The organism is Lentzea indica, assembly GCF_012184385.1.
Taxonomy (GTDB): domain Bacteria; phylum Actinomycetota; class Actinomycetes; order Mycobacteriales; family Pseudonocardiaceae; genus Lentzea; species Lentzea indica.
In genome coordinates this window covers 85,691-99,398 of sequence record NZ_VSRL01000001.1, presented here as the reverse complement: position 1 = coordinate 99,398, position 13,708 = coordinate 85,691, and the positions used below count along the sequence as shown (strand labels likewise).

Here is a 13,708-nt window from a genome sequence, read left to right as displayed (position 1 = left end):
CGAGGGGCTGAGGAAGTCCGGGGCCGACGCTTGGTCGGCCCCGGAGAACTGCCTAGTTAGAAGGACTGCGTCCCGGCGTTTCGATATCGGGCGGGCTTGTGCTTTCTGGCTTGAGCACGGCGCTCGCTGCGCTGGGTCTTCTTGGGATTGACCACGGGAAGAAAAGGCGTCGCGGCGCCGTGTGCTTCGTCTTGCAGTGCGCGAGAAAGCCTCTCCATCTGCACTTGTTGAACTTCGATGAGCTGGCGCTCTTCGGTGTGAACTTCCTTGGTGTGGCGGTTGTGTGGCATGGCTCCTACTCCTCTTCCTTCTGGGCTTGTCGGCGGATTTACCGACTGCAACCAAACTTAGGAAGTGGAGGAGCAGCTGGATATGGCTTGCCGCTCGACTTGGCGATGAACTTGCTGGTCACGCGCAAGTCGGGCGGTAAGTTGGGAGGTAACTCGTTGAACTCTTCTAGATGAGTTGCTAAGTACCCCCGGTTCTCAAGGGCTTGAAAAAAATTCTGCCAAAGTCCATAGTTGATCTTGTAAACAAAGGACCAACTATGAACCATGAACGACCGCCATCCCCCGAACGGGAGCAAGGGCATGAACTTCCCGCAGGCGTATTCGGACTCGAAAAGATATCACCGCAACAGATTGCAGGGCTGGTAGAGGCCATCAACGAGGCTGAGACGGACCCAGACTGGGAAGAGCGAAAGACTGCTACGCCAGCAGCCGCAATTAGCGAGCTTGGCCTGATTCTGAGTAGAGATCTTGAGCAGCTTGCCGAACAACTACCCGACAAGGCCGCAGAGGTCTACTTCACGCTTGTGGGCACCGATAATAAGTGGACGAAGTCTTCCGCCGTGCTTCATATGGCAACGCCTCTTGTTTGGCACTACGGCGCTGACCCCGAGAAGCGGCAACACATCCTCGATACCTGCGTTCGTATGCTGGAAGACAGGGAGGAGCTTGTTCGAAGCGTGGCCGGAGAAATATTGAACGACTTGATTGAAGATCAATTTTTTGATGATCCAGCGAAAGTGGCTATCGTGGAGAAGATGCAGGAAGCCAACAGGAGTGTCCGCCGCAGGCTCGGCGGGATGGAATAGTACGATCTGATGAATCCTTCGCCCTGAGTCCGCTGCTGCGTGCATACTCATGCGGTGGATAGGGATGACCTCGTTGGGCGCGTCACCATCGAGCTCGACAGCTTGGCGCGGCGAGTTCTCACTCGTGCCTTCGTAAAGCTGGGCGGCCAAGGGGCCTTGGAACTGCGGGAGCTTCGGGAGATCTCAAGCCATCTGGCGCCTGGAGGTTGGGACGTAGCCACGCTTGAACGTGTTCTGCGTTTCGGCATAGAGCAACTTGACGGGCGCTTTGAGAAGATCAGCGCTCAGGAAGCAGCCTTGCTGCTCTTCAACCTGGATGGGTCTCCCGGCTTTCCGGAAATTTCTTCCGTTGACCTGCAGCTAATAGATGAAAAGAAGTACAGTTACCTCTTTGATCGACTTGCAAAGTCTGCCGGGTTGTTCGTAAGTGATAACAGGGTTCGGGATCGTGTTTTAAGACTTCGGCGATCGCTTGCCAGCGCTCTGGTCGATTCGGCGTATTCCTTTGGGCGTCACGCAGTTTCCCATGGCATTTCTAGTGTGGCAACCAGGACAAGCCGGCGGGAGCTGGACCATGGCATCAGTGAGATGGCGAACATGCTATCTACAGGCGACGCTCACCTGGATTCAGAGGAGGGCATACCGCCAGTCGAATCATTCTCAGAATTGCCGTCAGCTGGCGGTGGAGTTGCGATCAAGCAGCGTGGTCGCCAGGTGAGACCTACTACGGTTGCGCTAGTTTTGCTTTCCGCGACAGTGCTCACTGTGGGTGCAACTCTCTTTATCAGCGAGCTTGTCGAGGGTGGCTCTGGTAGTAGTGTGGGCGGTGATCTGAAAGACGCTTCAGCAGACGCTCTGCCTATTAAGATTCAGGATATTACAACCTTTAGGAATAGTGCTCGTGACCACAGGTTCGTGCTTTCCGATGTCGTAGCCGAGCCACCCCGAGTACTTGCGCTGCGTGATGAGGTCCCCTCGTCTGGTGGCGAAGGCTTCCACTCTTGGTTCGACAAGCACGGCGGTACCGCCCTTGAGTCGGGCTTCACAAACATCACCGTTCAAGGAAATAGCGCCAAGCCTGTTCGTATTACGGACATAAAGATAGCTACCGAATGTTCGCCGCCCATCTCCGGAACTTTTCTCATGGGGTACACGCAGGGCGGCGGTCGAGAAACCATTAAGATTGGTTTCAATCTCGACAACCCGAACCCAATACCAGAACAGATGACGCTGCTGAACGATGGTCTTCAGGGTTCGGGCGTCAACTACTTCGCCGGGCAGACCATAGAGCTGGCATCAGGCGAGACTGAAGTCCTAACTGTAGGCGCTTACACGAAGCGGCAGCATTGCAAGTTCAAGCTGAAGCTGGTTGTTGCAACAGAAAAAGGATCGTTCTTGCAGGAGATCGATTCGTCGGGTAAGAAGTTTGAAGTGACTGGCATGGCTACCGCAAAGGAAAATGGCCTTCCCTACTCTGGATACCAGAAGATTTATCGGCAAGGGCCGACGCTTTCCTGGGAGAGTGTAGATCCGAAGACGCCGATAGAGAGGTAGGCGTGCTCACGTGTCACCCAAGAAGTTGGCTCTGCTCACCCTAGTCGTATGTTTGTTCGCTGGCTCAACCACGATGGCTATATTGCGGATCCGGGATGTAGTTGACTGGTTAGGCTGGCACAGTGTAAACGCTGACCACAGTTCTACCTATGCCTATACAACCCTCACAGAGCTTGTCGTGATGCGAGAGCGTGAAGTGGTTGCACGGGTTTCAAGGCCATTTGATCGATCAGATCCGCACAACAATCAGGTTGCCTGGTCAAACGATGGTCGACATATTGCTCTGTTGGCTGGTGTTAGGTTCTTGGGTGAGAAGAGGGCAAATGAGCAGCTCATCTCGGTCGATGTTCGGACAGGTGAAACCCGGCGTGTCCCGTGCCCAAACTGCCAGTGGATAGCGGCGGTCGGTAATGACGACATACTGGCTAGTGGCGTGATGATGTACCTAACCGCGCGCAAGTTTAGTCTAAGTTCACTTGGTAAAGGAGAGGAGATAAGCCTGCCGAAGATCACTATCCTCAATGACTATGCGCGGCTTTTCTTGGCAGGCTCACGTCATCTCGTTCTAACTACGGGGCAAGCGAAAGTAGGGCAGGAGAAGCTTGAACTTCTCTCATCCGATGGTGGACTGCGCTGGGATGTTGGACTATTTGAGTCCAATTCGTATATTCCCGCTGCAGGTATCATGAGCGTGGGTGAGGAAGACTCATTATTCGCTGTTGCGCTTCAAAATAGGCCAAGTTTGTGTCAATCTGATTTCCCGATCGTCCTGATTAGCTCGGCCGGCGAGGTGACCCGTACTGATTGGGGTGTGGCGGCACCTCCAGGATTTGTTTCAAACCAGGCTCAAGGTATTGAGGTACATGACCTATGGTGGGACGGAAGCAGAACTCTCCATGCCACGATTGCTTCGTGGACGTGCGATGGCATCAAGCAGAATCATCATGATAAGAAGGTCGTACACTCGACTTCGAAGTTATGGAAGCTAGAACGGGGAACATGGGTTCCTGAGGGTGACTTCCCTGCTACAGTTGTGCGTCCCGTAGGTAAAGATGGTCGTGCGGTTCTGGCTATCCCCGATTGTTATGGTGAAGTTGAAGACCCTGACCCGCAGACATACTGCAACGTCGGAAATCTTCAGTTGTTCGAAGGCTCGCACCATTATGATATTGCCAATGGTGTCCTGATGCTTTACGCGCCGCCCCCTGTCAGTCTTTGGCGCGAAGAGGCTACAATCGCACCCGGCTCCAGGATGGCCACTATTGACAAGCTAAAGGGTGCTCGTGTTCCGAGTCTGTGTCAGCACCCAGAGGGAAAGCTCGTTAGAGGGAAGCTTCCCGGGATTGACGGGATGTATGGATTTGTTCGTCTGGCTGCCGTGCGCTCTCCGGAGCGCGATAGAGATCTGGTTGCGGTAGCGGATATCACTGGCGATGGAAAGGATGAGGTGGCGGCGGTTTTGGAGTGCACACAGGGTGGAGTTTCGTGGCCTGAAAGTATCGTGGTATATGACGAGAGTCTTGCCATTGTTGGACAGATTAACCTGGGGCACGTGACGACATCAGCTAAGGCTGCAGTTGAGAAGATTGAAGGGGGTGAAGGGAGATTCAGTGTGAGGTGGATCTCCTATGAGGGAGCAAGCTTCTGTGTTAAGACCTGGACTGCGCAGGTTCACGTGAAGTCCGGTTCCGTTCAACTTGCAGACTTGACTCAACTTAATGGCGCGTTGGAGCCGTGCTGACTCCGCTACGGGCACCCGAGGCATGCCCAGTGACGTTTGAGTCGCTGAGCCTCGGATGGGTGATCCGTTGAGGTGCGGCACCTACGGGATGGCTCTAACCATGGGCCAAACGAGTGAAGTCGTAAGTCCTACGTGATCTCTTTGGGGTGAAGTGCACCCCCTATATAGAGAACAAAACAGGCAGGTCGGGGTACTGTCCGGCCATGTTTTGGCGACGGCGGCGGCACGCCGGTCGCGTGCTGCGAGCCCTGACAGCACGACCCGACATCGAGCTTGATACGGCAGCACTCGCGGAGGCGGCTGACCTCAACCCAGCACGGTTGTATCCCGTGCTGGTGCGCCTGCGCCGGCTGAATCAGGTCACCACGCGCTGGGATATGGCTGAGGTGTCAACACCTGGGCGCAAGGGCCGCCAGCTGCACCGGGCAACCGTCTACGGACGTTGGGTTTCCGCCGAGAACCGTCCGCGGTTCGTCCCTTCGTGGCCCGCAGGCGGGAAGAACGCGGAGTGAGCGCCGTCTGGCTGCCGGTCGCTTCCGGGAGTCATGACAGAGTGCTTGCGCTCGCCGCTGCGCTGGCTGAAGCGGAGCAGAGCTCTCCCGTCGTTCCGGGCGCTGTGGTTGGTACCGCAGCTCTGCTCTACGCCGTGCGCTACTGCCTCGTCATTCGGTCGCTTCCGGTTCGGCCACGAGAGACGGCATGGCTTCTCCTGATCGCTCCCTTGCTTCCGCTCGAAGAGGCTCGTTCATGGATTGCAGACTTCGAAGGGCAGCTCGGAGATCTGGAGCCGAAGCAGCGTGATGTGGTGCGGTCGCACATCGGGAGATCGTTTGTCGTGCTGCTGCGCGCGACATGGGCTGCATGGGTTGCGAAGAAGCTCGACGTGCTGCGTGAGTTGTCGAGTTGGCTCACGGCGATGTGGATGCTGCCGCGAATCAGCAGGATGAACGCGCTGCTGCGCTCCAAGATGCCGGTATGGCCGAAGCACGAGGAGCAGCGCCATCAACGACAGCGCCAGATGCGGAAGCTTCGGTTCTGGGGCCGCCTGCTGGAGTCGTGCGTCAGCGAGCGCCATCACCCAAAGATCGTCACGAACGCTGCCTGGCTGGCGAAGAGCTGCAGCGGACTCCTTGCGGAGCAAGCGCGAACTGACCGGCCTCGACCGGAAGACCGCTTGCCGTGCCCGCTTGAGGTTGCCTACATGCTGGAGATCAACCACACGACGCTAGTGATCACCGAGCTTGTTGAGCAGCTGGCAACCTCGCGGCGCAGCTGGAGGCGCAAGGTCGACGGGGCTGCCTAGCCCAGTCCGTTCGCGAGGCGCCCTTGGGCGAGTGACTGCACGAACCCCTTCGAGGCTGCAGTGCGAAGCGCTTCGCGGGCCTTGTCCGCACCTTCTTCTGTGAGTTTGAAGTAGCGCCGCCGCGGCCGTTCTTCCTCGCGCGGGTCGACGTCTTCCCAGCGATCGGTGATCCAGCCGGCTGTAAGAAGGCGAACCAGGATCGGGTACGTCGTGCCAGGCATCAGGTGGGTTCGGTCGGCGATCTCTAGGCCGTACAGCTCGGCAGTTGGATCGGCCAAAAAAGCATGCAAGACGGCCTGCGTCTGGACGGTCATCCGCAGCGCTCCCACAACGAAGCACCCTATATTGAGTTCTGGATACCCTGCAGGGCCTGTGCCTGGAAACACCCTTCAGTGCACCCGGACGGCGCGATCAGACCATCAGATGTGAACGTCCGGGGCTTGCGGAATGTTGAGTGATCATGGCCACCGGTACACGATCGGGTGGCGGCGCGTAAGGACCTATATAGAGCTCTTCATAGGGTGTAGGTTCTGCACATGACGCAGCTGCGGCCAGCCCGCACCGCCATCGCCGACCTGGCCGACAGGTCCATGCCCGCGTTCCCCTGCTCGTCTGGTGCTCCGTGCGCCTCGAGGCTTACCGCACGCCCCTGACAATTTCGGACTCTCCGCCGCGGCGGGCACATTGCGTGTGCAGGTTGTGCATCATCTCGGTTGGCTTCTACGTGAGGTACTTCGTTCAATGTCTCCGCGGCACCGTCGTCGTCGCGCACCCGTTCAACAAGCCGGCCGCCGCGCGCGTCTCACGCCTGTGGCTGCAGTACTTGGTGGCGGGGGTTCGCTCGCCAGCGTCTTCTTCGCCTCCTGGATGTCATGGCTGGTTGGCGGGCTCCTGTTCATCGCGCTGGTCGTCGTGGGAGGAGTGCTCTGGGCTGTCTTCTCTCGACGAAACGAGCCCTTCGCCCGCGTGACCGAGCTGGCCCGCCTGGCGAAAGGTGAGTTCGAGCCGGCAAGCGCGCCTCCAACCGTGATCGAGTCTCACGTCGTGAGAGACACGCCGTCCGCGCTTCCTTCACTCGAAGGCGTCAAGGAGCCCTTGGAAAACAAGGAGAAGCAGCCAAAACGTCAGATACAGCGCCGCCGGGGAAACGCCTGATGGTGTGGTACTCCAAGGTAACGGGAGCGTCACGAGATGATCTCGGTGAGGATATTGGTGTGAGCTGGCGGGTGCCTTGCACTCCCGATGACCGGAGGAGTGCTTGAAGGAGTCGGGTGAGCGCTGCCTTTGGCTAGCGCTTCTCGCGGCGGTTCCGCTTGGAACCGCGCTGAGCCAGGCTCTCGATCTCTCGCTCGTGGTCTCGATGATCGTGGGCCTGATCGTGATGGCGATGTGGGCCGGCGCCGCCATGGCTCTCTGGTCTTGGCAGTACGTTCGCGACCTTCAGAGCGAGACGCGCCATTGGGTATTGACCTTCGTCGCGATCGGCATGCCCGAGCACTACTTTCCGGTGTGGCTCGAAGAGATGCAGGCGCAGCTCAACGAGCTCGACGGGCCACGCCGGAAGGCGTTCCTCACCAACCTGTTCGTGACGGCTCCGCGCAACTGGGCTGAGCTGAGCTGGGCCCGCCTGCAGTACCTTCGCGCGAGCCGGTTTCGGGGAAACGAACTCAGGCTGGCCCAGCACCTAGTCATGGTGCTTGCGCCTGATGGAACGCGCAGCACCAGCTTCGACCTGCTGCATGCGGTAGGAATCTCACGCCTCCAGAACCGGCGCGCGGCGCACAACGTGCCGGCTCTGGTGCTGGCGCAGCAGTTGCTGGCGACCGAAAGCCGACACTTCAAGGCGGCGCGTGAGCTTGCCGGGAAACTGCTCGACACCAGGGAGCGGCTGTACCTGTTGAACCGCGACGTGCTTCGGATGCACCTTCGAGTGTGGCCGCGGCACGGCCAACTGCCGCACTCGTTGCGCTACGACGAACTCGGCAGGCTCCGTCATGAGGCGCTCGACCTCAGCCTGCGGCTGCGAGCCTCGCTCGTGACGGGCATGGAGCGGGAGTTGGCCACACCTAACGCATGAAGATCACGCGGCAGTCGTAGGCCGCAAGGCGCCTTCGTACCTGGTTAGCTTCGGCTTCTTCCTGGGACAGGTGCCAGATGCTCGGCGTGATCACGGTGGTGATGTGGAGTTCCCACACGACGTCGAGAAGAACCCGGAACGCCGGACGGTCCAGGGGACTGCCTGGGAGCGTGTCGACGAAGATAGGGTGATAGAGCGCGAAGCCAAGTTCCTTGGCGTGGGCGATGATCCGGTCCTGAAGCTGCGGCACGGAGACTCGCTTGCCTTCTCCTCTTCGCAAGTAGCCGCAGGCGATCGGTGGCTCGCCACTGGCCAACGGGTGTGGAGGACGTTCAGATGACTCCCCGTTCGCGGTCATCTTCGTCCCACCGCGCTCTTGCATCTGCCCAACTTGGCCACCGTTCGCTCGGCGTTCCTATGTGTGGTTGTACGGCTTCGCCGTGGGCAATGGTTCGCCATCCGCCATCCGCCATCCGGGCAGACGCGTACCACACCTTTGGGCGTGTTGATCAACAGGATTTCATTGAGCGCGCAACGGTGTCACGCCGCCATGGTGGCGGCGTCACTCGTTCGGCCGCCTGCCGTCTGGTGCACATTGGCTGCGGCATTGGGTGGACGTGCGCGAGGCATGAGCGGTACGCCCTCTACCTAGGTAGACAAGCCAGCATCTACCTAGGTAGGTTGTGGATATGTCAGAGCCGAAGATGACGGCGCACACCCAGGAGTTGCTTCACGTGCTCCTGGGGCGCCGCACCGAGGAGGGGCGGCGGCACGAGGTGCTGGTGCGTGGTCTCTATGGCTTGGAACTATCGAAGATCACGGGGCTGCCCAACGGGACGTTGTTCCCCGCGCTCGAACGGCTTCGGCAGGCGGGGTGGGTGGAGCGGTACTGGGAGCAGGACGAGGTTGCCGAAGCTGAAGGCCGGCCGCGGCGGCGGTACTTCAAGCTCTCCGAGAAGGGAGCGCAGGAAGTGCCGCATGCGCTTGCAGAGGCTCTGGCCAGGGAATCGTTTAAGGGCGGTCATGCTCTCCGGCCTGGTTTGGCGGGCGGATTCTGATGGATCCTTTCGAGTTCGAAGATGGAAATGAGTCTGAGGGGGTGAGTGGACTCCATGATCTGGAACGTTCCTGGTGGAATCACGACCTTCTTCGGAAAACGCACCTATCCTTGATGATGAGCTTAATGCGATGCTGCTGGCTTGGAGGTCGGAGGTGGAATCGTCGCCTCAGGGTGCTGATTGCGAGTCCTCGGAATCTCCATCATTGCTTGCTACGCCGAAGATGTTCAGTGAGGGGGAGAAACGTTCTGTTTGGGCAGGTGTTCATGGGTTCATTAGTGGAATATTGGAGGGGCAGCTCTCAATGACCCTCTCGTTTGCGTCCCATCTTTTGCCCGTGGCTGAGCGTCGCGACTGGATCGAAGAGAACCGTGCCTACCTTGCCGACTTGACCGGTGACCTGCGCAAGCAGTGGTGGGCGACGTGTCAGCTACTTGCCATGCCGCGATACGCCTACACGGTTCGTACAGGCAGCAGGAAGGAGTCGGCATGAGCACGGGCGACGCGGCTTCCGCCCAGCCTCCTGAAGTCCGTCGTTCATGGCGTGCCCGCCTGCTGGATCCGGTGTCGCGCCAAGGCGCCCTGTTCTACTCCATCGCGGGCGGCCTTATTGTGTGGCTGCTCGTCGACGTCATTCCGCACATCCGCGTAGACATCAGCTGGCACCCGTAGCTGGTGTCCCTGCTGTAGATAGGGACACCAGCCGTAGGAACGCTCAGTTTGCCTGCAGCTCCCGATACGCCTCGAACACCTTCTTCACGGCATCCGTAACCGGCAGCTCCTCTTCGATCGGCGCCCACTGGAACTCGTCGTGCTCCTGCAGCACCACTGGCCCAGGCGTGTCCACGGCCACCACGAAGTTGAACTGCCTGCTCTTCTTGCCGCTGCCCGAGGTGTAGTCGAAGCTCCCGAGATACGCGGTAGCGGCCGCGACCTGGAGTCCGGTTTCCTCCTCGACCTCGCGCGTGAGCGCCGTCTTCAAGTCCTCGCCACGCTCTACCTTGCCGCTGGGCAGCTCGAAGATGCCGCCCATGAAGTCGTCCGCAGGACGCTTGAGCAGCAGCACCTTCTCGTCGCTCTCAACAACGGCTCCTACAACGAGCTGCACCACGTCATCGGCTGCGGCCTCTTCAGTGAGCCGTTCGAGCAGCGCGGAGTCGATCATCTTCATCCCTTGAGGTCGTGGTGGTGCTCGACCACCTTCTGGATGCCCCTCACGTAGGCACGTGCAAGCGGCACATCTTCCTCCCGGTGCCAGACCGGAAGCTTGAGGGTGTTGTGGTGCACCAGCTCGGCCACCGGGAAGCCGCCCGGTTGGTAGCGGAGCCTCGCGAACTCCCGCTGGTGCGTGAACAAGGCTGCTGGGCATTGGAACAGCGGCAGCTGGTTCAGCGGGCAGGTTGAGTCGGGTCGGTCGACCTCACTCAGGCCTTCAGCTAGCAGCGCTTTGTGGAAGCGTTCCACCGTGATGCCACCAAGCTCGTCGGGCACGTAGGTGAGCGGCAAGCCGTACCAAGCGGCCTGGTGCTTGCTCGGCAGCTGTGGCACCGAGATGCCAGCAACCTCTTTGAGCTCGTTGCACAAGAGCGCGGCGACCTGGGCACGGCCGGCCAGATATTCATCTAGGTGGGTGAGCTGGTCGAGGGCAAAGGCAGCAGCCAGCGGGTGGATGCGGAACTTCAAGCCCATGCCGGTCACGGCGAAGCGGTGCAGCGTGTGGCTGGACGGGATCTCGCTGCGGCAGCGCTTGTTGTAGTGAGCAAACAGCAGGAGGCGGAAGTAGGTGTCGTCATCGCTGGTGAGCACGAAGCCGCCCTCGCCCGCCGACAACGGCTTCGGGCCGTTCATCGAGAAGGCGGCCGCCTGGCCGAAGCTGCCGACCTTTTGCCCGTCGAGGCTGGCGCCGTGGGCGTGCGAACCGTCCTCAAGGAGGATCAGGTGGTGCTCGTTGGCCAGGGCACGCAGTGCGGGGAGGTTGGCTGGAATGCCCCACATGTGCGTCGCCACGATGGCAACTGTGTTCGGCGTGATCTTCGAGGCCACCTCCGTGACGGAGATGTTGCCGGTCTCGTCGCAGTCGGCCAGCACGGGAATCGCGCCGAGGTGCAGCAGCGGCGTAGCCGTGGCGAAGAAGGTGTACGCGGGCACGATCACCTCGTCGCCCGGCTCGATGAGGCAGGCCGCGTAAGCCGCGTGTAGCGCCGCAGTGCCGGAGCTCATCGAGACGGCGTGCTTCACCCCGAAGTAGTTGGCCAGCGCATCCTCTAGCTCCGCGACCACGCCGGAGCGGTCGTAGATGGAGATGTTCTCGCCGAGCTGCTCGACCACCGCTTTCTTGCTCTGCTCCGTGATCGGGGGCCAGCTGAAGTGCTGACCGGGCTGGCGGATGACCGGTTCTCCACCGAGCAGTGCCAGGGGCGAGTTCACAGCAGCTCCTTCGGGTTGACGTGGGCCCGCGAGCGCGCGGACTCGTAACAGCTCTGGATGAAGGCCAGGTGCGCGAGGTTCTCGCTGGGGCCGCTGACGTTCTCCCGCATGCCCTCGATGACCCGGCAGAAGTGGTTGATCTGGCTCACCGCGGCCGAGGGCCACGCCTGCTCGCGGGAAAGTGACTCCACTACCTGGCCGTCGTTGCTCAGCCGGCGAATCCGGCCGCGCTCGAGGTGGACGATGCCCTTGTTCCCGATGAGCCTGATCTGCTCCGACTTCGGCCCGATGAAGCGCGAGAGCAACAGGGAGCCATACAGCCCGCTGTCGTAGCTGAAGTGGATGAGCGCCGTGTCCTCAGCGTCGTAGTTGCGATCTGGTCGGGCACTCATCGACATGTCGGCCAGCACCCGATCCGGCAGGCCGAAGTACCAGAGCAGCATGTCCACCAGGTGGTAGCCCATGTCGATAATGCAGCCGCCACCGGCTTGCTCGGTGCGGCCGCGCCAGCCTTCCGATGGATCGGCGATGTGCAGCGTGTAGGCGGCATCCACCATGAACGGCGTGCCGATCTGGTCGGCCAGCTGCGTGAAGCTGGTGTAGATCGGGTTGAAACGCCGCTGCAAGGTGACCATCAGGTGGATACCGGCCTTCTCGCAGCGCTCCACCAACTCCCGCGCCTCGGTCACGGTGGTGGCGAAGGGCTTCTCCTTCAGCACGTGGATGCCGCTGGACGCCGCCAGCTCGACAATCCGCCTGCCCTCGCTGTGCGGCACGCACACCACGACGAGGTCGAGCTCCTCCGCCATGAACATCGCCTCGGCGTCGGTGTAGCCGGGCACGCCGAGCCTGAACTGCTGCTCGCGGACGACGTCTCCTGCCGAGTCGCAGATGGCGACGAGTTCCGCGCCGTCGGAGCTGAGCAGCCCCGGTATGTGGTCTTCGAGCGCCTGTTTACCGAGCCCCACCACGCCCGCACGAAGCTTGGTGGCTCGTTCCTGCGCTTGATGCCCGCGGCGATGTGCGAGCGGCAGCTGTACCACTTCGGTCATGAGCTGCGTTCCCTTCTACAGAATGTGCTGAACCAGCGACGGCCGCTGCTCGGTCCACGAGGGCGGCGGTATGCGGAGAGTCGTGTGGCTGTGAAGCGCATGAAACGTGACGGCATCGTCATAGCCTTCAAGGTGATGAGCGTCCTCAGGCCTCACCAGCGCCAAAGGCTCGGAGTCCACTAAGGACTCGCTGGAGAAGCTCCGGGTCGCGCATCGCAACGCACTCCTGAACGGGGCCTTGCAGCCGCTGGCGCCGCGGGAAGCCGGCCGCGGTTTGAGCCTCGACTTCTTTCTCTGTGCCCTCGAGGCAGATGGCGCACCACACCACACGGAGCCCTGGGCGCGGGAGGTCGCAGCCGCTACCTGCTGCTGTCGTAACGGGAAAGGGCTTCGGTGGTTCCATGCCGGAATCCCAAACCTCGGCGATCACGGCTCGCGGGGTCAGCACCAGGCGGAAGGCGATCAGGTTCAGTACCTCCGCGTGGCGGCTGTGAGCCCGTTCGCCGCCAGCTGCAGCCACGGCGTAGTGCACAAGAGCTTCGGCGGCACGGCCGAGCTCGCGTTCGCAGGTGCGGTCGAGCCGCCACCTCCTTGCCACGTACGCCACCAGCAGCCGGGCACAGGTGATCGCGCTCGGCACGGCCACGAGCCCCAACTCGTACATGCGCACCTCGCCGCGGGGCTGAGGAATAGCCAGTGCCGCAGTAGGCAGTTCGTGGATCTGGACAGCAGTCATGGCGTCACCCCTGCGCTTGGTCCGGAGAACAGCACCAGCACACGAGCGCCGTGCTGCGACTCCAGCAGCTCCTTCATCGCCAGTTGCACGCCCTCGAAGTGTCCAAAGTGGTGCAGTGCAGGCACGAGAACGTGGCGAGCCTCGCCGTCATCCAGAGCGGCGAGAAGTTCAGCGAGTGCGGTGGTGTGCTCGAAGCTCCTGTCCACCAAGACGCGCGTGAGGACGAAGCCTTCAAGGCTGGCGTATGCCGCCATCGTGCGGCGTAGCACTTCGATTTGCCGCTCAGTGACAAGCGGCTGCACCCGGATGTAGCCGAGAAGCGGGCGAATTGTTGCTGGGTGGCAGGGTCGGAGATGGGCGTCGGGGGTGGACCAGCATCCCCGACCCTGCCGGTTCGTGGGCGGCACCATCTAGAGCACCGCCAGGTTGTGGTCAGCCAGCACCACTTGCTCGCACGGCCAGCCGGTGCCGCAGCCGGTGCCGCAGATGGCGCAGCACTCTGCGGAGTTGAGGTGCTCGTCGAATACCGCAATCGCGACTTCAGCGAGCCGGTCGAGCGTGGGGAGCGGGTCAGAGGCGCCAGCGGGGATCAGCGTCTTTTGCCTGGTCAATGCCCCTCCTTGCCGTCGTTGCCGTCCGGCCCGGTGTGGCCGTACTCTCACTG

17 protein-coding genes are annotated in these 13,708 nt (G+C 60.9%); 8 read left to right on the top strand and 9 right to left on the bottom strand.

Annotated elements, in window-relative coordinates:
- Nucleotides 1-56: 56 nt before the first annotated feature.
- Entirely contained in the window at nt 57-290 is a 234-nt protein-coding gene (locus FXN61_RS00550) for a hypothetical protein (protein WP_167969236.1), read from the bottom strand.
- Between the two features lie 203 nt (nt 291-493).
- On the opposite strand from FXN61_RS00550, the gene FXN61_RS00545 reads away from it, so the two are divergent.
- The 4 genes from FXN61_RS00545 to FXN61_RS00530 all read left to right on the top strand — a co-directional run bounded on the left by FXN61_RS00545 (nt 494) and on the right by FXN61_RS00530 (nt 5,694).
- Nucleotides 494-1,096, top strand: a complete 603-nt coding sequence (locus FXN61_RS00545) for a hypothetical protein (RefSeq protein ID WP_167969235.1) — start codon at nt 494-496, stop codon at nt 1,094-1,096.
- Nucleotides 1,097-1,150: 54 nt separating this feature from the next.
- The gene (locus tag FXN61_RS00540) at nt 1,151-2,650 is read left to right on the top strand and encodes a hypothetical protein (protein WP_167969234.1); all 1,500 of its coding nucleotides are present in this window, start codon (nt 1,151-1,153) and stop codon (nt 2,648-2,650) included.
- Between the two features lie 178 nt (nt 2,651-2,828).
- The gene (locus FXN61_RS00535; RefSeq protein ID WP_167969233.1) at nt 2,829-4,391 is read left to right on the top strand and encodes a hypothetical protein; all 1,563 of its coding nucleotides are present in this window, start codon (nt 2,829-2,831) and stop codon (nt 4,389-4,391) included.
- Between the two features lie 508 nt (nt 4,392-4,899).
- A complete protein-coding gene (locus FXN61_RS00530; RefSeq protein WP_167969232.1) occupies nt 4,900-5,694 on the top strand; it encodes a hypothetical protein in 795 nt (264 codons plus the stop codon).
- Here the strand turns inward: FXN61_RS00530 and FXN61_RS00525 are convergent.
- On the bottom strand, nt 5,691-6,008 hold the full coding sequence (locus FXN61_RS00525) for a PadR family transcriptional regulator (RefSeq protein ID WP_167969231.1): 318 nt from the start codon (nt 6,006-6,008) through the stop codon (nt 5,691-5,693). The two genes, FXN61_RS00530 and FXN61_RS00525, sit on opposite strands and share 4 nt — an antisense overlap.
- Before the next feature lie 496 nt (nt 6,009-6,504).
- Between FXN61_RS00525 and FXN61_RS00520 the strand changes: the two genes are divergently transcribed.
- Nucleotides 6,505-6,849 carry a hypothetical protein gene (locus FXN61_RS00520; RefSeq protein WP_167969230.1) on the top strand — a complete coding sequence of 115 codons (345 nt, stop codon included), beginning with the start codon at nt 6,505-6,507 and terminating at the stop codon, nt 6,847-6,849.
- A 103-nt stretch (nt 6,850-6,952) separates the two neighbouring features.
- A complete protein-coding gene (locus FXN61_RS00515) occupies nt 6,953-7,771 on the top strand; it encodes a hypothetical protein (RefSeq protein WP_167969229.1) in 819 nt (272 codons plus the stop codon).
- Here FXN61_RS00515 and FXN61_RS00510 read toward each other — a convergent pair.
- Complete coding sequence (locus tag FXN61_RS00510; protein WP_167969227.1) at nt 7,761-8,021, bottom strand: serine integrase family protein; 261 nt, start codon at nt 8,019-8,021, stop codon at nt 7,761-7,763. The genes FXN61_RS00515 and FXN61_RS00510 overlap by 11 nt on opposite strands.
- 439 nt (nt 8,022-8,460) lie before the next feature.
- Between FXN61_RS00510 and FXN61_RS00505 the strand changes: the two genes are divergently transcribed.
- On the top strand, nt 8,461-8,829 hold the full coding sequence (locus FXN61_RS00505; RefSeq protein WP_167969226.1) for a PadR family transcriptional regulator: 369 nt from the start codon (nt 8,461-8,463) through the stop codon (nt 8,827-8,829).
- Between the two features lie 489 nt (nt 8,830-9,318).
- Entirely contained in the window at nt 9,319-9,501 is a 183-nt protein-coding gene (locus FXN61_RS00500; RefSeq protein ID WP_167969225.1) for a hypothetical protein, read from the top strand.
- Between the two features lie 43 nt (nt 9,502-9,544).
- Here FXN61_RS00500 and FXN61_RS00495 read toward each other — a convergent pair whose 3' ends face one another.
- From FXN61_RS00495 to FXN61_RS00470, 6 genes are all read right to left on the bottom strand, one after another.
- Nucleotides 9,545-9,994 (bottom strand): NUDIX hydrolase, encoded by a 450-nt coding sequence (locus tag FXN61_RS00495; RefSeq protein ID WP_167969275.1) that lies wholly within the window; start codon nt 9,992-9,994, stop codon nt 9,545-9,547.
- Between the two features lie 2 nt (nt 9,995-9,996).
- A complete protein-coding gene (locus tag FXN61_RS00490) occupies nt 9,997-11,157 on the bottom strand; it encodes a DegT/DnrJ/EryC1/StrS family aminotransferase (protein ID WP_376770557.1) in 1,161 nt (386 codons plus the stop codon).
- 95 nt (nt 11,158-11,252) lie between these two features.
- Nucleotides 11,253-12,308 carry a Gfo/Idh/MocA family protein gene (locus FXN61_RS00485; protein WP_167969223.1) on the bottom strand — a complete coding sequence of 352 codons (1,056 nt, stop codon included), beginning with the start codon at nt 12,306-12,308 and terminating at the stop codon, nt 11,253-11,255.
- Nucleotides 12,309-12,453: 145 nt separating this feature from the next.
- Complete coding sequence (locus FXN61_RS00480; protein ID WP_167969222.1) at nt 12,454-13,044, bottom strand: hypothetical protein; 591 nt, start codon at nt 13,042-13,044, stop codon at nt 12,454-12,456.
- The gene (locus FXN61_RS00475; protein ID WP_167969221.1) at nt 13,041-13,346 is read right to left on the bottom strand and encodes a hypothetical protein; all 306 of its coding nucleotides are present in this window, start codon (nt 13,344-13,346) and stop codon (nt 13,041-13,043) included. Before FXN61_RS00475 ends, FXN61_RS00480 begins: the two co-directional genes overlap by 4 nt.
- 108 nt (nt 13,347-13,454) lie before the next feature.
- Nucleotides 13,455-13,655 (bottom strand): hypothetical protein, encoded by a 201-nt coding sequence (locus FXN61_RS00470; protein ID WP_246290511.1) that lies wholly within the window; start codon nt 13,653-13,655, stop codon nt 13,455-13,457.
- Nucleotides 13,656-13,708: the final 53 nt, after the last annotated feature.

What these genes read in the sequence shown, in the direction of transcription:
- FXN61_RS00550 (WP_167969236.1), bottom strand. Translation starts at nt 290, where the DNA reads ATGCCACACAACCGCCACACCAAGGAAGTTCACACCGAAGAGCGCCAG.
- FXN61_RS00525 (WP_167969231.1), bottom strand. Translation starts at nt 6,008, where the DNA reads ATGACCGTCCAGACGCAGGCCGTCTTGCATGCTTTTTTGGCCGATCCA.
- FXN61_RS00505 (WP_167969226.1), top strand. Translation starts at nt 8,461, where the DNA reads ATGTCAGAGCCGAAGATGACGGCGCACACCCAGGAGTTGCTTCACGTG.
- FXN61_RS00500 (WP_167969225.1), top strand. Translation starts at nt 9,319, where the DNA reads ATGAGCACGGGCGACGCGGCTTCCGCCCAGCCTCCTGAAGTCCGTCGT.
- FXN61_RS00495 (WP_167969275.1), bottom strand. Translation starts at nt 9,994, where the DNA reads ATGATCGACTCCGCGCTGCTCGAACGGCTCACTGAAGAGGCCGCAGCC.
- FXN61_RS00485 (WP_167969223.1), bottom strand. Translation starts at nt 12,308, where the DNA reads ATGACCGAAGTGGTACAGCTGCCGCTCGCACATCGCCGCGGGCATCAA.
- FXN61_RS00480 (WP_167969222.1), bottom strand. Translation starts at nt 13,044, where the DNA reads ATGACTGCTGTCCAGATCCACGAACTGCCTACTGCGGCACTGGCTATT.